The 18014-nt window shown below is 67.2% G+C and carries 16 protein-coding genes; 12 read left to right on the top strand and 4 right to left on the bottom strand.

Going from position 1 to position 18014, the window contains the following annotated elements; translation table 11 throughout:
- The first annotated feature begins 92 nt into the window (after window positions 1–92).
- The 6 genes from cglC (at window position 93) to OV287_RS18290 (ending at window position 6541) form a co-directional block, all read left to right on the top strand.
- A complete protein-coding gene (gene cglC, locus OV287_RS18315; protein WP_267535324.1) occupies window positions 93–581 on the top strand; it encodes an adventurous gliding motility lipoprotein CglC in 489 nt (162 codons plus the stop codon).
- A gap of 80 nt (window positions 582–661) precedes the next feature.
- Window positions 662–2062, top strand: coding sequence for a vWA domain-containing protein (locus OV287_RS18310; RefSeq protein WP_267535323.1), 1401 nt, complete (start codon window positions 662–664; stop codon window positions 2060–2062).
- A 318-nt stretch (window positions 2063–2380) separates the two neighbouring features.
- Window positions 2381–2842, top strand: coding sequence for a 5-(carboxyamino)imidazole ribonucleotide mutase (purE, locus tag OV287_RS18305; protein WP_267542363.1), 462 nt, complete (start codon window positions 2381–2383; stop codon window positions 2840–2842).
- On the top strand, window positions 2839–3981 hold the full coding sequence (gene purK / locus OV287_RS18300; protein ID WP_267535322.1) for a 5-(carboxyamino)imidazole ribonucleotide synthase: 1143 nt from the start codon (window positions 2839–2841) through the stop codon (window positions 3979–3981). The genes purE and purK overlap by 4 nt, the downstream gene beginning before the upstream one ends.
- 4 nt (window positions 3982–3985) lie before the next feature.
- Window positions 3986–4468 carry a Cys-tRNA(Pro) deacylase gene (ybaK, locus tag OV287_RS18295; protein WP_267535321.1) on the top strand — a complete coding sequence of 161 codons (483 nt, stop codon included), beginning with the start codon at window positions 3986–3988 and terminating at the stop codon, window positions 4466–4468.
- Between the two features lie 729 nt (window positions 4469–5197).
- On the top strand, window positions 5198–6541 hold the full coding sequence (locus OV287_RS18290; protein WP_267535320.1) for a S1 family peptidase: 1344 nt from the start codon (window positions 5198–5200) through the stop codon (window positions 6539–6541).
- Window positions 6542–6596: 55 nt separating this feature from the next.
- On the opposite strand, the gene OV287_RS18285 is transcribed toward OV287_RS18290, so the two are convergent.
- The gene (locus OV287_RS18285; protein WP_267535319.1) at window positions 6597–7601 is read right to left on the bottom strand and encodes a zinc-binding dehydrogenase; all 1005 of its coding nucleotides are present in this window, start codon (window positions 7599–7601) and stop codon (window positions 6597–6599) included.
- A gap of 354 nt (window positions 7602–7955) precedes the next feature.
- Between OV287_RS18285 and OV287_RS18280 the strand changes: the two genes are divergently transcribed.
- Together OV287_RS18280 and OV287_RS18275 are read left to right on the top strand one after the other, a co-directional pair.
- On the top strand, window positions 7956–8771 hold the full coding sequence (locus OV287_RS18280) for an alpha/beta fold hydrolase (RefSeq protein ID WP_267535318.1): 816 nt from the start codon (window positions 7956–7958) through the stop codon (window positions 8769–8771).
- Window positions 8758–10761 (top strand): PAS domain-containing hybrid sensor histidine kinase/response regulator, encoded by a 2004-nt coding sequence (locus OV287_RS18275; protein WP_267535317.1) that lies wholly within the window; start codon window positions 8758–8760, stop codon window positions 10759–10761. The genes OV287_RS18280 and OV287_RS18275 overlap by 14 nt, the downstream gene beginning before the upstream one ends.
- Before the next feature lie 3 nt (window positions 10762–10764).
- Here OV287_RS18275 and OV287_RS18270 read toward each other — a convergent pair whose 3' ends face one another.
- Window positions 10765–11673, bottom strand: a complete 909-nt coding sequence (locus OV287_RS18270; RefSeq protein WP_267535316.1) for a LysR family transcriptional regulator — start codon at window positions 11671–11673, stop codon at window positions 10765–10767.
- Window positions 11674–11745: 72 nt separating this feature from the next.
- Here OV287_RS18270 and OV287_RS18265 point away from each other — a divergent pair, with 72 nt between their 5' ends.
- The 4 genes from OV287_RS18265 to OV287_RS18250 all read left to right on the top strand — a co-directional run bounded on the left by OV287_RS18265 (window position 11746) and on the right by OV287_RS18250 (window position 16310).
- The gene (locus tag OV287_RS18265; RefSeq protein ID WP_267535315.1) at window positions 11746–12816 is read left to right on the top strand and encodes an alkaline phosphatase; all 1071 of its coding nucleotides are present in this window, start codon (window positions 11746–11748) and stop codon (window positions 12814–12816) included.
- A 255-nt stretch (window positions 12817–13071) separates the two neighbouring features.
- Window positions 13072–14346 (top strand): hypothetical protein, encoded by a 1275-nt coding sequence (locus OV287_RS18260; protein WP_267535314.1) that lies wholly within the window; start codon window positions 13072–13074, stop codon window positions 14344–14346.
- Between the two features lie 464 nt (window positions 14347–14810).
- The gene (locus OV287_RS18255) at window positions 14811–15197 is read left to right on the top strand and encodes an ArsR/SmtB family transcription factor (RefSeq protein ID WP_267535313.1); all 387 of its coding nucleotides are present in this window, start codon (window positions 14811–14813) and stop codon (window positions 15195–15197) included.
- Between the two features lie 93 nt (window positions 15198–15290).
- On the top strand, window positions 15291–16310 hold the full coding sequence (locus OV287_RS18250) for a TauD/TfdA family dioxygenase (RefSeq protein ID WP_267535312.1): 1020 nt from the start codon (window positions 15291–15293) through the stop codon (window positions 16308–16310).
- Between the two features lie 169 nt (window positions 16311–16479).
- Here the strand turns inward: OV287_RS18250 and OV287_RS18245 are convergent, their stop codons facing one another.
- Both OV287_RS18245 and arsB read right to left on the bottom strand, forming a co-directional pair.
- Entirely contained in the window at window positions 16480–16881 is a 402-nt protein-coding gene (locus OV287_RS18245) for an arsenate reductase ArsC (protein ID WP_267535311.1), read from the bottom strand.
- Complete coding sequence (arsB, locus tag OV287_RS18240; RefSeq protein WP_267535310.1) at window positions 16878–18008, bottom strand: ACR3 family arsenite efflux transporter; 1131 nt, start codon at window positions 18006–18008, stop codon at window positions 16878–16880. Before arsB ends, OV287_RS18245 begins: the two co-directional genes overlap by 4 nt.
- Window positions 18009–18014 lie beyond the last annotated feature (6 nt).

Genomic DNA, 18014 nt, shown 5'->3' with positions numbered 1-18014 from the left:
GAGTGAGCATCCATGCGACCACGGTACCGGTTGGCCTGGGGAGGCACTGTGTTACGGTGGCCGCCCACATGTGTCTCATGAGGTGCACGTCGATGTCTTCGCGTCTGGCCCTGCTGGTGAGCGCCGTGCTGCTGTTCGGCGGGTGCAAGGTCAATTCCGATATCGGGAAGCGGTGCCTGCTGGTGAAGAAGGCCCCCGAGGGCTCCGGTAGAGAGTCGGACCCCGTCTTGGCCACTGATGTGTCGGAGGGCCAGGACTTCATCTCCTTCGGCTCGCTGGACTGTGAGGACCTGGTCTGCGTGAAGGACGCGGACATGCCCCTCGAGATGGCCGATAACGGGCAGGTCGTTGGCTACTGCAGCACTGCGTGCGTGCAGGGCGAGCTGGTGGATCCCTGCACCATCACCGACCCGGATGCGCACCCGGCGGTGAAGGACCGCATGAGCTGCCGCGCCCTGCTGCTGGATCAGAAGGCGCTGGATGACCTGCGCCAGAACGACCCAGCGACGTACCAGGCAACGTTCGGCGACAACAATTCGCCCTACTTCTGCGCGGGTAACCCCCTCGAAGAGGGAACCTGACACTTCCGGCGCGGCGGAAAAGAACTTTTTCGCGCGCCGTACGTCGACAGTAGGGCCCTCGCCGCAAGGAGCCCTCTGTCATGAACAAGACGGTCGCTTTCGTCTCCCTGGCCGCCGGCCTCGCCCTCACCGCCCTGGTGCTGGGCCTGCCGCACCTGGCGCCGCCCCACCCCGCCACGCCGGTCACCCCGCCCAAGCCCGCCACCGCGTCCAACGGCTCGTTGACCATGACGAGCCGGCTGTCGCACCCCTACATCACCCCGGGGACCTCGGATCTCTTCGTGACGGTGGACATCACCGGCGTGGAGGTCCCGGGCTCCAAGCGCACCCCGGTGAACCTGGCGGTGGTCATCGACCGCTCGGGCTCCATGAGCGGCTACAAGCTGCAACAGGCCAAGCAGGCCGCGCGGCACCTCGTGGGGCTGCTGGGCCCGGAGGACCGGCTGGCCATCGTGCACTACGGCTCGGACGTGAAGAGCCTGCCGAGCCTGCCGGCCTCGCCCGCCAACCGTGAGCGGATGCTGCAGTATATCGAGGGCATCTGGGACGACGGCGGCACCAACATCGGCGCGGGGCTGCACGCGGGCCGCTCGCACGTGACGGCCGGCCGGGGCGACTACTCGGTCAACCGCATCATCCTGCTGAGCGATGGTCAGGCCACCGAGGGCATCACCGACGACGCGAGCCTGACGGAGCTGGTGAAGAACATCCGCGCCGAGGGAGTGACGGTGAGCTCCATCGGAGTGGGGACGGACTTCAACGAGGACCTGATGCAGGGCTTCGCCGAGTACGGGGCGGGCGCGTACGGCTTCCTGGAGGACGCCGGGCAGCTGGCCTCGCTGTTCCAGAAGGACCTGCAGCAGGCGTCCACGAGCGTGGCGCGCAACGTGGAGCTGACCTTCCAGCTGCCCGAGGGAGTGACGCTGGGTGAGGTGCTGGGCTACCGCGCGTCGCAGGCGGGACGCACGGTGCGGGTGCCGCTGCCGGACTTCTCCTCGGGCCAGGTGGAGCGCGTGGTGGCGAGGCTGACGGTGGTGGGCACGAGCGCGGGGAGCGCGGTGGACGTCACGGGGCTGAAGCTGGCGTACGCGGACCTGCTGAAGGAGGCGGGGGTGGAGAGCACGGCGAGCCTGTCGGCGATGGTGACGGAGCGGCGCGAGGAGGTGCTCGCGCGGCAGGACAAGGACGCCACGGTGTACGCGACGCGGGCGATGAGCGCGAAGAACCTGAAGATGGCGGCCCAGGCGCTGCGGGACGGACGCAAGGAGGAGGCGAAGGGCTACGTGATGCAGAACCAGGCCCTCTTCGAGCAGGCGGGCGCGGTGGCGAGCCCGGCGGCGGTGGCGGCGGACCTGGAGGAGCAGAAGGCCGTGCTGCAGGAGTACGAGCAGGCGTCCGACGACGAGTCCGTGGGGGCGGCGGTGAAGCGCACGAAGAGCAAGGCCATGAAGAGCTTCGGCAAGCTCGGCTCCACCTACTGAGGAGTCCCTACTCCCCAAACACCGGCCCCCGAGTGTCCTCCCCTCGAGCCCCCTCCCCTCTCCCCTCGGGAGAGGATCCCCCCGTCGTTCAAAGGGGGGCAAGCCCCCCGGGGTGAGGGTATCGACGCTCCCGGGTTGCCAGTCCGGGGGCCAGGAGAGGACCCCAGCCCCTGGATTTCACCTGGCCGCCGTACGCTTCCGGTTGACCTGTGGAATCGCCCCACCCTATCTCCGCGTTCGTCGCACCTCCTGGAGCCACCAGGAGGGCGCACCGGAGGCGAGAGCTTGAGCGCGGACACACCGTGGGTGGGCGTCATCATGGGGGGCAAGAGCGATCTGGAGCACCTGCGCCCCGGCATCGACGTGTTGAAGGAGCTGGGCATCCCGCATGAGGTGCGGGTGGTGTCGGCCCATCGCACGCCGGACTGGATGATCCAATACGCGGAGACGGCGGAGCCACGAGGGCTGTCCGTCATCATCGCGGCGGCGGGGGGCGCGGCCCACCTGCCGGGCATGGTGGCGAGCAAGACGCTGCTGCCGGTGCTCGGCGTGCCCATCCCCGCGACGGTGCTCAACGGCTTCGACGCGTTGATGTCCATCGTGCAGATGCCCAAGGGCGTGCCGGTGGGGACCATGGCCATTGGCAAGCCGGGGGCCATCAACGCCGCGCTGTACGCCGCCTCCATCCTGTCGCTCAAGTACCCGGAGCTCCGCGCGCGACTCGCCGCCTGGCGGCAGGCCCGCACCGACGAGGTGCTCCGGGACCGGGAGATCGCATGAACAAGCGGACCATCCTGCCGGGCGGCACGCTCGGCATCCTCGGAGGGGGGCAGCTGGGCCGGATGATGGCGCTGTCCGCGCGCACGCTCGGCTATCAGGTGCAGGCGTTGGATCCAGACCCGGCGTGCTCGGCGCGCTTCGTGGTGGACCAGTGCTACACGGCCGACTTCAGCAACGCGGAGGACGCCACCCGGCTGGCACGCGCGTGCGACGTGGTGACACTGGAGATCGAGAAGATTCCCATGGCCACCCTGCGCGCCGTGGCCCAGCACGCGCCCCTGAGGCCGGGCCCCGGGGTGCTCGAGGTGGTGCAGAACCGCGGGCGGCAGCGAGCCTGGCTGGCCAAGCACGGCTTCCCCCAGGGGCCGTGGAAACAGGCGGACCTGGAGGAGTCCCTGGCCACGGCGGCCACGGAGCTGGGCGGTCGCTGTTTCGTGAAGTCCTGCGAGGGCGGCTACGACGGCCGGGGCCAGTACCAGGTGAAGTCCGCTAGCGAGGCCCCGGAGGCCTGGCGCGAGCTGGGTCAGCGTCCCGTGGTGGTAGAGGCCGCGTTGGAGCTGGAGGCCGAGCTGTCCGTGCTGGTGGCGCGCTCGCCCAATGGCGAGGTGGCGGTGTACCCGCCGGCCTACAACCACCACGAGGAGCGGATTCTCGACTGGTCCCTGCTGCCGGGCCAGGTGCCGCCCCAGGTGAGCACCCAGGCGACGGAGCTCGCCCGGGCCATGGCCACGGCGCTCGAGGTCGAGGGCCTGCTGGTGGTGGAGCTGTTCCTCCTGAAGGACGGCCGGCTGCTGGTGAACGAGCTGGCACCGCGCCCGCACAACAGCTTCCACGCCACGGAGGTGGCGTGCCTCACCAGCCAGTTCGAGCAGGCGGTGCGCGCGGTGTGCAACCTGCCGCTGGGCTCGGTGGAGGTGGTGCGGCACGCGGCCATCGTCAACCTGCTGGGCGACCTGTGGCTGCGCGAAGGCGGGCCGAAGTTCGAGGCCGTGCTGGCCATGCCCGGCGTGCGGCTACACCTGTATGGCAAGCGCGAGGCGCGCAAGGGCCGGAAGATGGGGCACCTGTCCGCCGTGGGCACCACACCCGAGGAAGCCCTGGCCCGCATCAAGGCCGCCCGCCAGGCACTGGGAGCGTAAGCACGTGAAGACGAACGCGGCACGGCTGCTGGACTCGCTCGGCATCCGCTACGAGCTGCGCGAGTACGACGTGGACCCCGAGGACCTCTCCGCCGAGACCGTGGCCGCCAAGGTGGGCATGCCCGCGGAGCAGGTCTTCAAGACGCTCGTGGCACGCGGGGACCGGACCGGCGTGCTCATGGCCGTGGTGCCAGGCAACGGCGAGCTGGATCTCAAGGCGCTCGCGCGCCTGAGTGGCGACCGGAAGGTGGACACCGTGCCGCTCAAGGAGCTGCAGCCGCTCACGGGCTATATCCGCGGCGGCGTCACGGCCATCGGTGGCAAGAAGGAGTACCCCGTGTACGTGGACGAGACGCTCGAGCTCTTCGATGTCGTCGCCGTGTCCGCGGGTGTGCGGGGCACGCAGCTCGTGCTCTCGCCTGCGGACTACCTGAGCGTCACCAAGGGCAAGGTGGGGCCCATCTCCCGCGAGAAGCCTCAGGGGTAGACCCTCACCCCGCCCCTCTCCCAGAGGGAGAGGGCGAGGAGTGGCTCAGCGGCAGCAGTGCGCCCCAAGGGGATGCTCGGCCCCGACACCGGCGCCGCGCACGGCCTTACGGGCCCCAGCCACCACCTCCTCCCCTCCCCGCCTCCCCGCCGTGGGCCCCATTCCGCCAATACTTCCCGGCCCCGACGCCGCAATCAGTTTCATCACGTGTGGATTTCTCCGCCGTGACACAAGTTGCTTGATTGGATGGGAATGCCCATGAGGTGGATTCTTGTCGCGTCGGAATATATCACCAATGCCTGACACATATACGAGATGAGGGCTCTGGATTAAGGGCAGAAGGCTGGTGAAGAAAGAGCCTTCTGACGGCACACGTCTGCCCAGCTCATTCTCTCAATTCTTGAGATGCTCTCGCTCGCGAGCATGCACATGGGAATGTTCTTGAGGTAGCCAAATGGACGAGGCGGTCCTCCGTGGCCACCTTGAAACCATTGCTGTCTCCGAATCACATCCAGGCAGGACGTCGGACACCTCGTATCAGGGACACCTCGTATCAGGGACACCTCGTATCAGGGACACCTCGTATCAGGGACACCTCGTATCAGCAGTCAGCAGCAGTAGGACGCCTGATGAATGGCAACACATGTTTCGTATGTCATTGATATTGTGATTGCGAAACGCGCAATGTAAAAGCACCGGCTGTCATCAAGCCTCAACCAAGGAGAAGCAGTGAAAGCATCGATTGCCGCACGAACGCCCATGTTCTTGGCTGCCATGCTGGTGGGATCAGCCGCAGTCGCGCAGGATGACAAGCCCACGGCTCAAACCACGCCGCCGAGCAACGTCGTCGTGGTCCCGCACGAGCCCAGCCCCACAGGCCAGGGCATGCCTTCTGGGTATGCATCCGCGGAGCAGCTCATGAAGGCCCAGCTGCCCCTGACGGATGCCGCCAAGCAGTTGGATGCGGTCATCAGGCAGACCCCCGACACTGGCTTTGGCGAAATCGTCCTGGACGTCCCCAAGGGCCTGGTCAAGCTCTGGTGGAAGGAAGGACAGGAGATTCCCGCCGGGGTGGTGGCGCTCGTCGACAGGCTCAGCGCCCAAAACGATGTGGATGTCGTGGTGGAGACGGTCCCCTATTCGAAGGATGAGCTACGAGCGGAGGCCAAGCGCCTCTTCCTCCAGGCCTCTGAGACTCCTGGGCTCACCATTGCACGGATCGAGCCGCTGGCGGACTATCAAGGGCTGAAGGTCGAAGTAGAAAACTCGGCTGAAGAAGTCGCGCAGATGTCGCTTTTCAAGAGCGCACCGGTCCACATCAAGGTGAACTCAGGCAAGCGACCCGCGCAACTGTCCCGCTGGGACGATAGCTCCCCGTGGTATGGCGGCGCCGCCGCCAGGAGTGCGTTCGGCAATGGCTGCTCTACAGGCTTTGGGGTCTGGTACGACGGCTGGTTCTCGGATGACTACTACATGCTGACGGCCGCGCACTGCTCCTACTACCAGAATGGGATCTCCTTCACGGATGGCAATAACGATGCCATGGGTACAATTCCAGGCAGCGGCACCAACGGCCCCGAGACGCGGATCAGCGAATACGACACGATTGCCATCAAGGTGACGAACGCAGGGTCGCGTATCTTTGATGGTGGAGTGTACGTTGGCGAGTTCACCAAGCCCGTTCACGGCGCCACCGATCCCTGGGTCGGAGAGTATCTGTGCACCTCCGGCGCTTACAGTGGTGTGTCGTGCGGAATCGTCACGAGGACGAAGGACTTCTTCTATTACTCGTATGACACGCGCCTGCATGGGCCGCTTGTCATGGCGGAGCAGGTGGATTACCTGGCTGCGGCCGGAGAAGGGGACAGTGGCGGCCCCGTGTTCTCCCTGAGCCCCAACGAGGGAGTGATTGCCAAGGGAACCATCTCCGCGGGTGACACCGCCAACAAGCTAGCTTCGTGCACTGGAATCATCTCGACCAACGGCCAGAATCGGCTGTGCTCCTGGGAGGTCGTCTTCACGCCCATCTGGACGTCGTTGATCGTCCACGATCTGGAGATCCGGTCGCAGTAGCATCTCAAGGGTAGACCCTCACCCCTTCCCTCTCCCAATGGGAGAGGGAGCTGTCTCAGCCTGGGACGAGCAGCACCTTCCCGGACGTCATCTCCTCCGCCGCCAGCTTCACCGCCTCCCGCGCCTTCGTCAGCTCCAGGCGCGCCCGCACCGGCGTCTCCATCTCTCGCCCGACGAGCGCCGGCACATTCATCAGCGCCCGAAGTTGCTTGGGGCCAAAGCCGCTCAGGAAGAAGTCCGACAGCCAGAAGCCCTCCACCCGCTTGCGCTCGAAGATGAACGCCCCTGGGGGAATACGGCTCTCCTCCTCCGACAACGCGCCGTACACCGTCACGCACCCGCCCGGCGGCATCGCCGCCAACAAGTGCCCCGTCATCGGCCCCGCCACCGCGTCGAACGCCAGCGTCACTCCGAGCCGGTGGAACAGCTCGCGCAGCCGCTCTTCGAAGCCGGGCTCGCTGCTGTCCACCACGTGCTCGGCCCCAAGCCCACGCAGCAGCTCCGCGTTCTCCTTGCGGCGCACCACGTTCACCAGGGGGATGCGCTCGCGCGCGGCCAGCTTGAGCAACATCCGCCCTAGCGCGCTCGCTGCCGCCGTCTGCGCCACCGCCCGGTGCTTCCCCTGCCGCGCCAGGTCCATCAGCGCCCACGCCGTGAACGGGTTGACGAAGAGCGTGGCCCCCTGCTCGTCACTGAGGTGTGCGCGCAACGGCAGGCATTGTCCCAATGGCACCCGGATGTACTCGGCCCATGTCCCATCCCCCTGCATCGAGGCGCCACACGCCACCCGCCGGCCCACCAGCAGCTTCCCGGCTACGCCTCCCGCGGCCACCACCGTGCCACTTCCCTCGAAGCCCGGCACCGCGGGCAGTGGCTTCTTCACGCCGTACGTGCCTCGAAGGAACATCAGGTCCGAGGGGTTGATGGGCGCCGCCGCCAGCCGCACCAGCACCTCGCCCGGCCCGGGCCTCGGCACCGGGCGCTCCTCCACCTTCAAGGACTCCGGCCGCCCGTCGTAGGCCGAGAGGACGACCGCTCGCATCGTGTCGGGGATGCTCATGCGCCGACCTTAACGCCTCGCTCGCGCGGTCCTCGAAAATCTCTCGGTGCCAGTGCCGGCGGCTCCAACCTCGCCCCAACTCCAGGCGTCAAGGGCTCGGACTGAGTACCCGGGCCCGCCCTCCAGGGCATCCACGCGCTGCGGGTTCACTCTCTGTCGAGAAAGCCAGCCTCAGCGCCTACTCCACTCGCTGGATGCGGCGAGAATCGACGCCGCCACTGGAAACTTCCCATGAGAACGACCCCGACCTGCCGGGCAGTTACCCCTCCCCCCTGGTTCTGCTTCGTGAACCGCTCTGGCAGCATGCCATCCTCGCGCGTTGCTCTTCATCCCACCTCATCGATGGAGCGACTCATGGGTACTCTCGCCAGGAACAACGTCAAGGTGTGGGGCACGGACGGGCAGCCCATGCTCTTCTCGCACGGCTTCGGCTGTGATCAGAACATGTGGCGCTTCGTCGCGCCCGCCTTCGAGGGTGGCTACCGCACCGTCCTGTTCGATCACGTGGGGGCCGGCGGCTCGGAGCTTTCCGCGTATGACCGCACCAGGTATGGGACGCTGCAGGGTTACGCCGATGACGTCCTGGAGATCTGCCACGAGCTTCGCCTCGAGCAGGTGGTCTTCGTCGGTCACTCCGTGAGCGCGATGATCGGAGTGCTGGCGGCGCTCAAGGAGCCGGAGCGTTTCGACAAGCTCGTGCTCATCGGACCCTCGCCCTGCTACCTCAATGAGGGTGAGTATGCGGGTGGCTTCTCACTCACGGACATCGAGCAGATGCTGGAGTCGCTCGACGAGAACTACCTTGGCTGGTCCAGCACGATGGCGCCCGTGATCATGGGCAATCCAGATCGTCCCGAGCTCGGGGAAGAGCTCACCAACAGCTTCTGCCGCACGCACCCCGAGATCGCGAAGCACTTCGCACGCGTCACCTTCCTCTCCGACAACCGGGCCGACCTGCCGAAGGTCAGGACACGCTCCCTGGTGCTCCAGTGTTCGAACGACCCCATCGCGGCGCAGGTGGTGGGAGAATACGTGCACCGCCACCTCGCGGGCAGCGAGCTGGTGCTCATGAAGGCGACCGGGCACTGCCCGAACCTCAGCGCTCCGGCGGAGACCATCGCCGCAATGGAGACATTCCTGGGCATCCGAGCGAACCGTGTCGCGAGTTGACGAAGAGCACACCGCTCCCGATGACGGACACCTCGAGGAGTCAGCGGAGGAGCTCTACGAGCATGCTCCGTGTGGCTACATCTCGACCCGTCCCGACGGGCTGATCGTCAAGGTCAACCAGACCTTCCTCTCCTGGACCGGCTATCAGCGCGAGGAGCTGGTCGGCCGCAAGCGGTTCTACGAGCTGCTCACGATGGCCGGCCGCATCTTCCATGAGACGCACTACGCGCCGCTCCTGCAGATGCAGGGCTTCGTCCGGGAGATCGCGCTCGACCTGGTGTGTGCCAACGGCCGTACGATCCCCACCCTGCTCAATTCCGTGCAGAAGAAGGATGCCGCGGGCAGGCCCCTCCATCACCGGACGACCCTCTTCAACGCAACGGAGCGCAAGCTCTATGAACGCGAGCTGTTGATGGCGCGCCGGAAGGCCGAGCAGCTGGCCCAGAGCAAGGCCACCCTCCTGTCGACGCTCAGCCATGAGATCCGCAACCCACTCAACGCAATCACCGCCGCCACCCGGCTGCTGGGGATGACAGGGCTCTCCGAGAAGCAGGAGGAGTACCTTCGAATCCTCGCGATGTCCTCGGGCAACCTGCTCGAGCTGGTCAACAACATCCTCGATTGGAGCAAGCTCGAAGCAGGCAAGCTCTCGCTGGAGCAGCGGCCGTTCGATCTGCGCGAGCTGCTCAGCGGCACCGTGAACGGCCTGGCTGCCCGAGCCGAGGAGAAGAAGCTCCTGCTCCACGCGGATGTCGATGAACGGCTGCCGGCCCGTCTTCTGGGCGACCCGGTCAAGCTCGGTCAGATCCTCACGAACCTCACGAGCAACGCGATCAAATTCACGGAGAAGGGCTCGGTCACCCTCACCGTGACCGTCCGCTCACTGGACGGTGACGAGTGCGGCGTGGGCTTCCGGGTGACCGACACCGGGATCGGAATCTCTCCGGATCGGATGGCCGCCATCTTCGAGGAGTACACCCAGGCAAACTACGACGTTGGGATGAAGTACGGAGGGACAGGCCTTGGCCTCTCCATCAGCCGCACGCTGCTCGAGCTGCATGGCAGCAGGATGTCCGTCGAGAGCGTGGTGGGAAAGGGCTCCAGCTTCTCTTTCGACCTGAGCTTGAAGGTTGGCGAGGACGTCCCCACCCAGGCGCCCTGGAGCGCCCCCCCCGAGCAGGCGCTGCAAGGGCTGCGTGTGCTCATCGCCGAGGATAGAGAGGTCAACACCTATGTCCTCACCCGATGGCTCGAGCGTTGGGGTATTGCGTTCGAAGCGGTCCAGAACGGGCGGCTGGCCGTCGAGCAGGTTCTCGAGGGCGGCTACGACCTCGTGCTCATGGATGTGCATATGCCGGAGCTCGACGGATACGATGCGGTACGGACCATCCGGCAACTGCCAGACGAGCGGCTCCGGCAGATCCCGATCATCGCCGTCTCGGCATCCACCCGGCTCTGGCAGCAGAGCAGAGTCAAGGCCTCCGGCTTCACCGACTTCATCGGCAAACCCTTCGACCCGGACGTCCTGTTTCGCATGATGGCGCGGCTGACGTCGCGCGAGCTGCCGAATCCGCCAGCGCCCCCGGAGCAGGAGCCAGCCCGCCAGCCCCCTGAGCCGCTCAGGAGCTCCACCGCCCCGACGCCCGACTTCAGCCTCGCCAGGATGGAGCAACGAGCGGCTGGCGACCCGCACGCACGCGCGGCGCTGGCCCGACTCACGCTCCATGAGCTCGAGCAGGCCAGACCAGCGCTGCGGTCCGCGCTCAAGGCGGGCGCTCCCGGCAAGTTCGAACACCTCTGCCAGGAACTCGCGGGGACGATCCGACTGCTCGACGCCGAGGCGCTCGCGGCAGCCCTACGCCGCGCGAAAGGATTGCTCGCCAGCGACAAGCAGGCCCACGCGCGTGTGCAGGCGGTCATGTTATCCGTCGATTGGGAGATGGAGACGCTCATCGAAGCCCTGGCCGGCATCGCGAACCAGGACTGCTGACGTTCATCGCCTCGAAGCACGCGTGGGGGCCTGGCGCTCTCGAAGCGCCTCGATGAGCCGCTCCACGCCGGGGTGGGGAGCAGCGCCCGCCCGCAACATCCCGTAGATGGCATTGGTCACCCGGCGTGACGTGGGTCTCAGCACCTTCACGCGGCCCTGCTGCACCGCGTGTGCCGCCACGTGGTCCGGTACCACGGACACACCACGACCGAGCGCGACGGTACCCAGCACCTCCTCCAACTCCTCGAAGTGGAACACGCTGCGCATCGTGGCGGGTTGCTTCCCGAACAGCACGTCGAACCACTGCCCGAAGACGTACTCGCACTCGTCATAGGTAATGAAGGGCAAGGACTCGTAGGCCTTCACCGACTGCAGCGCGCGCGCCGAGACGTCAAACCCAGGTGGAGCAATGAGCACCAGTTCCTCCCGCCGCAGGGGCTCCACGCGCAGCAGCCGCGAGACGCGGGGAACGTAGACCACGCCCAGGTCGCACGTGCCCTCCTCCAGGGCCTCGAATACCTCCTCGGCCGTCGGGAAACGCAGGGAGTAGCGCAACTCCGAGAACCGCGGCTCGCTCAGGAGCGGGAACAGGACATAGCGGCCGAAACCACTCACGGCCGCGATCTGCAGGGGCTCCTCGTATGTGGGGATGCCCTCCGAGAATGACGCGGCCAGCCGGCCGAACTCCCCGAAGAAGCGCTCGCAGAACTCGCGCAGCCTCTTCCCATCGGGCGTCAGCAGGAGCTCGCGCCGACCGCGCTCGACGAGCTGCGTCCCCAATTGCTGCTCCAGCATCCGAATCTGGTAGCTGATGGCAGGCTGCGTCCGGTGCATCGCCGCCGCGGCACGGCCGAAGCCGCCCTCCCGGCAGACGGTGAAGAAGACCTCTAGGTAGCGTGGATCCAGGTCCATCAATGGATTTTTGCCACCCCCGGAAAACGTTCAATTGGTTTTTGTGAGGCACATCGGCGAAAAGAACGCGCCATGTCCCGCTCGCTCTGGCTCCTGGCCCTCCTCACCCTCTCCTGTCGTTCGCTCCCGGCCGCCGCGCCCGAGGCCCGCTCAGCCACCCCGAAGAACATCGTCCTCGTGGTGGGCGACGGCATGGGCCCCTCTCACTTCGCGGCGGCCAGACTCCTCCGGGGCGAGGACTTCCAGGCAGGCCGCTTTCCTGTGACGGGGCTGGTGGCGACCCGCTCCGCCAGCTCGCGGGTCACCGATTCGGCGGCTGCGGCGACGGCGATGGCCACCGGCGTGAAGACGAACAACCGGATGCTGGGCGTGGACTCCGAGGGACAGCCGCGCACAACGCTCCTCGAGCTCGCGGAGGGCGAGGGAAGATCGACTGGACTGGTGACGACGGCCGTCTTCTGGGACGCGACGCCCGCGGCCTTCGCGGTCCACACGGCCAGCCGGGAGAACGTGGCGGCCATCATCGGCCAGCTCCTCGGAAGCAGCGTGGACGTCCTCGCGGGTAGCGGCGCGGAGTTGTTCGGGAAGAATGGGCTGCCCGCCCTGCCCACTGCCGCAGCCCAGCACGGCTGGTCTCTCATCACCGAGCCCGCCGCGCTCGCTTCGGCCCCCTCGACAAAGGTGCTCGCCGCCTTCCCGTCACAGCGGAACGACGTGGACGTCCCAGAGGCCCGGCTCCCCGAGCTGGCTCGCTGGGCATTGGAGCGCCTGTCGAAGGACCCGGATGGCTTCTTCCTCGTCGTGGAGCACGAGGGCACGGACCGGGCGAGTCATACGAACACGGCGGCCGACCTGATGACCAGCCTGCGCTCCTTCGACGAGACGGTGGGCGTCGTCGCGGAGTTCGCGCGCGAGCGCGGTGACACGCTCGTGCTCGTCGCCGGAGACCATGAGACGGGGGGATTGCGTGTCGTGGAGGACGCCAGCGGAGCGCTGGCGCTGGAGTTCGGGACGAGCCTGCACACGGGCTCGCTCGTTCCGATCTTCGCCCTGGGGCCGGGGGCGGAGCACTTCGGTGGGCTCTACGAGAACGCGGAGATCGCCCGGAAGGTACGGGCCCTCTCTTCTGGAAGAGCGAAGTAGAACACACGAGGCTCTCGCGCCATCGTCCGCCAGGGCCGAGCAACCCGGTTCGCCCCCGCCGCGCCCCCACCGGGCAAGCGAGCCCGAGACGCCCGGTGGAACACTGGTGCCGTCCGCCACCCCGCGCTCGTGCCCCACCTGAGGGACGTTGTTCCCTCGCCCCGCGCGACGAAGCTTGTCTCCGATGTCCACAAGGGGGGGAACCTGATGAATCCCGAGGCGAGGGCCCGACGGTGGGTCTCGAGGTGGTTGTGGTTGGGAGCGCTCACGATCGCCGCGTGCGGTGTCGCGCCGGAGACTCCAGAGGAAGAGGCGAGGGAGAGCACCGTCTCCGCGATGCATGGCGGCAGTAGCAAACCGAGCCCCGTGCCCACGTGGTCCATGCCTTCCTTCGCCAGCGGGGCCGCGCTGGCCACGGATGGGAATCAGTTCCTCGTCGTCTGGCGCGACGTGGGCCGGCCCGGCGAGCTCTATGCCGCGCGCGTGTCGAAGAATGGCAGGTTGCTCGACCCCGAGGCGATCCGGCTCAATCCCGAGCCTCCCGTCCAGGCAGGAGGTCCCGCTGTCGCCTTCGATGGCAAGCAGTTCCTCGTCGTCTGGCCGGGAGAGTTCACGCTGAACCTGGTCCGCGTGAATCGCGATGGCACGGTGGACGGCCCGCCCCTGGCGCTCGCGGAGATCCGGGGAGACCCGTCCTCGTCGCCAGGCATCGCCTGCGCCTGGCGCAAGTGCCTGGTGGCCTGGGCCGACTTTGGCTTCTTGGACCCCCCGAGCATCCGCGCCGCCATCGTGACGACCGACGACGGGGGCCTCAGCACCCGGGAGATCGTCATCTCGTCTCCCGCCTCGCACATCTCGTCGTTCGGTGTCCCGGTGGCCTGGTCCGACAACCGCTTCCTCGTCGCCTGGAGCGATGCGCGCTTCGGCGCCACGAAGATCCTCGCCTCCCGCGTGAAGTCCGATGGGACCGTGCTCGACCCGGGCGGTTTCCTCCTCTCGGACACGCCTGGCAGCCAGACCTTCGTGGACATGGTCGCGACGAAGCAGGGCTTCTTCGTCGCCTGGACCGACTCGCGCAACGGCACCCAGGACATCTTCGGGACGCTCGTGAAGTCCAACGGCTGCGTGCCAGACCCCGATGGCTTTCCCATCTCCACCGGTCCGGACGAAGACACCCTTCCCGCCCTCGCCTACGACGGACAACGGGTGCTCGCCACCTGGAGCCGGCTAGGGCCGGACCGCTTCTCCGTCCGGGGCAACCTCGTGAAGCCCGATGGGAGACGAGTCTATCCGCGCAGCTTCCTGCTCTCGGATGACCTGTTCGTCCGCGAGGTCGACCAGGACGTGGTCTTCGGGGACGGGAAGTACTTCATGGCCTACGGCGCCGCGCCCGCCATCGACGAGCCCCCCTTCCAGGTCATCCTCGGCACCCGCGTGAAGAGGGACGGCACGCGCGTCGACGACCCGGCCATCCGTATCTCGCACTCGCCTTCCGTCGAGGGAATGCCCGTGGTTCCTGTCTCAAGGTGAGGACCGCCATGTAGACGCCCGGTCGAAGCTACGGGAATGTCACGCCGTCGAAGAACTCGCTGGAGCCAGCGTCCTGGCTCCACAGCTTCAGGGTGCGCCTTCCACTCTGTGTGCCGCGGTCCCATCAGCACCGCACCCGCGGGCGTCCAGGGCCTCGTTCCCAGGTTCAGCACCTGCTGCTCCACGGCCAGCCGCGCAGCAGGGGTGCAATGAGGGCCACTACGCTGAATACCTCGCGCCGTTTGCTCACCCGGCGCACAACTCTGGGATGACCAACGGGTGCCCATGTCCACCGAGCTGTCCTTCCAGGAGGCGCTGGGCTGCCTGCGGGGCCAGGTGCTTCACACGGAGGTGACGGGCGTCTACCCGCCCCCGTCCTTCCTGCGCATCTACGTGCAGGTGGACGCCCAGGCCGGGATGTACCTCCCCTGCAAGAAGTGGCCACTCATGACAGAATCCTGCGCATGCGCACCCGACAACGCGCCATCCAGGACATCATGGAGGTGCTCGACTCCGACTTCCTTCGAGCGCTCACCGAGCGTGCCCGCCTCGAAATCCTGCGGGTGCTCCTGCTCCACGGCGCCAGCGACGTGACGTCCATCGCCTCGCACCTGCCCCAGGAGCGCTCGGTCATCTCCCGGCACCTCAAGGTGCTCGAGGACGCGGGCATCGTCCGCGTCACCCCCCAGGGGCGCCAGCGCATCTACTCGCTCGACCCCATGAAGTTCCTCGCCACCCTCGAGGCCATCACGGCGCGCGTCCGCGCCGCCGTCCCCGACTGCTGTCCGCTCCCGCCCGAGCCTCCCCCCACCCCTCGCGTGGAGAGCCGCAACAAGCCCCGTCCCCGCTGAGGCCTCCCGAGCAACCAGCGCTCGCCTGATTGACGGGAGGACTTTCCTTCATTATGTGTACGCGTGCACACAGATACACAAATCGAGGATGCGATGCTCCACCGACCCGACGCTCCCATCCACTCTGCTGCCGCCTGGGAGGGGGCGTCACTCCGAAACAGCACGCAGTGGATCCACGTGTTGACGCCGGGCGAGCGTGAGGAGCTGCGCCGGACCCTTCACCGCCTGCGCGGGCTCGAGCGCGAAGAAATCACGCGCGGCACGCACGCCCTGCCCGAGCTGAGGCCCACGCTGAGCCGGCTCCGGGAAGAGATTCACCGGGGCCGTGGCTTCGTCCTCGTCCGCGGGGTTCCGATCGAGGGCCACACCGTCGACGAGGTCGCGAAGCTCTATTGGCTGCTCGGACTGCATTTTGGCGCTCCGGTCCCCCAGAATGGCCAGGGCGAGACGCTGTGTCACATCCGGGATACGGGCGCGGATCCGAAGAAGCCCACCACCCGCCTCTACACGACCCGGGCGGAACAGGACTTCCATACCGACGGCGCAGACATCATCGGGTTGCTCTGCCTGAAACCCGCGCGGCAGGGGGGAGTGAGCCAGCTGGTCAGCTCGGTCCGGGTGTTCAACGAGCTGCTCCGCAAGCGACCCGACCTGATGCACCTGCTCTTCGAGGACTGGTACTGGCACCTGCATGGCTCGGAGCCCGAGGGCACGCCGCCCTTCTTCCAGTACCCCATCTGCCGCTACGACGGCGTGCACCTCTCCACCTTCTTCATCAGCTGGTGGATCCGCCGAGCCCAGGAGCTGCCGGGAGTGCCCCCGCCCACGCCTGAGCAGGTCGAGGTCCTCAAGCTCTACGAGGAGACGGCCAACGACCCGGCGCTGGTCCTGGGCATGGACTTCCAACCCGGAGACATCCAGTTCCTGAAGAACTCGGTCATCCTGCACAAGCGTACCGAGTACCAGGACTGGGAGGAGCCCGAGCGAAAGCGGCACCTGCTCCGGCTGTGGCTCTCGGCTCAAGACTTCGAGGACGGCGACGACTTCCTTCGCAAGGGGTTCGAGGACGACCCGAGGTCCGTGCGGGCAGCCCGCGAGCGGAGTGAGCAATGAGCCCCCGGACGCTGGACGCGCTCGTGATCGGTGCGGGCCAGGCCGGAGGAGCCACACAAACCGCGGGAGAGCCACGAAATCGGGGCAGGCTCATGGGGTGAAGCGAACTCGTCAGCAGCGAGCCAGACAACGCGGAGGTGTGGCCAACGCGGGTGGCCCCCTCCAGGTCCTACCCGAGCCAGCCCTCGCGGGCCAGGAAAGCCGACACGCGCGAGCGCACCTCGTCACGAATCTGCCGCACCCGCTCCACCGGCTTGCCCTTGGGATCCTCCAGCGGCCAGTCGTCGCGCTTCAGCCCGGGTACGTGCGGGCAAGCCTCGCCGCAGCCCATGGTGATGAGCCAGTGCGCGCCCTGGGCCAGCTCGTCCGTGAGGCGCTGGGGCTTCGCGCCCGACAGGTCGATGCCAATCTCCGACATGGCGGCCTGGACCTCCGGGTGCACGCGCTCCCCGGGCTGCGTCCCCGCGGAGACCCCCCGGGCCTTCCGGGGATCGGCCAGCGCGTTGAAGAAGGCCGCCGCCATCTGCGAGCGGCCAGCGTTGTGAACACAGGCGAAGATGACCGTCTTCATGCTCTCTCCTGGGTGGGGGCCTGCTTCGAGTCACTGAAGCGGCGGGGCAGCAAGGTGGATTCCGCCTCCGGGAAGAGACGGCGCCGCAGCCACAGCGACAGATAGACGAGCGCGATGAGCGCGGGTACCTCGATGAGCGGCCCCACCACGCCCGCCAGCGCCTCGCCCGAGGCCATGCCGAACACGCCCACCGCCACTGCGATGGCCAGCTCGAAGTTGTTGCCTGCCGCCGTGAAGGACAACGAGGCCGTCTCCTCGTAGCTGAAGCCCAGCTTCCGCGAGAGGAAGAAGGCGGAGGCGAACATGAGGATGAAGTAGAGCAGCAGCGGCAGGGAGATGCGCACCACGTCCAGCGGCAGGCGGGTGATCTTCTCCCCCTGCATCGCGAACATCAGCACGATGGTGTAGAGCAGCCCGAGCAGCGCGGTGGGTGCCAGGCGCGGGAGGAACTTCGTCTCGTACCACGCCTCGCCCTTGAGCCGGGTGAGCCCGATGCGGGTCAGCGCCCCCGCCACCAGCGGCACTCCGAGGAAGATGAGCACGCTCTTCGCGATGCTCCACATGGAGACATCGAAGGCAGTCCCCTCGGCTCCGAGCCAGCCGGGGACAACGGTGATGAAGAACCAGCCGAGCACCGAATAGAAGAGGATCTGGAAGACGGAGTTGAGCGCCACCAGGACGGCGGCCAGCTCGTTGCTGCCGCAGGCGAGCATGTTCCACACCAGCACCATGGCGATGCACCGCGCCAGGCCGATGAGGATGAGGCCCGTGCGGTAGTGCGGCAGATCCGGCAGCAGCATCCACGCCAGCGCGAACATCAGCAGCGGCCCCACCACCCAATTGAGCAGGAGCGAGACGCCAAAAAGCCGGCCTCGCGAGCGCAGCCGCCCCAGCTCGCCGTAGCGCACCTTCGCCAGCACCGGGTACATCATCCACAGCAGCCCGAGCGCGATGGGCAGCGACACCGTGTCCAGCTTCACCGTGTCCAGCCTCGCGCCGAGGTCCGGGAAGGCCCGCCCCAGCCCGATGCCGAGCGCCATGGCGGCGAAGATCCACACCGGCAGGAGCCGGTCGATGAACGAGAGTTTCCCGACGACACTGTCGGAGGTTGCGGCCGCGGTGGTCATGGGTGA

It is taken from the genome of Archangium lansingense, assembly GCF_026626635.1.
In the GTDB taxonomy this organism is placed as follows: domain Bacteria; phylum Myxococcota; class Myxococcia; order Myxococcales; family Myxococcaceae; genus Archangium; species Archangium lansingense.
This window is presented reverse-complemented; position numbering and strand designations above follow the sequence as displayed.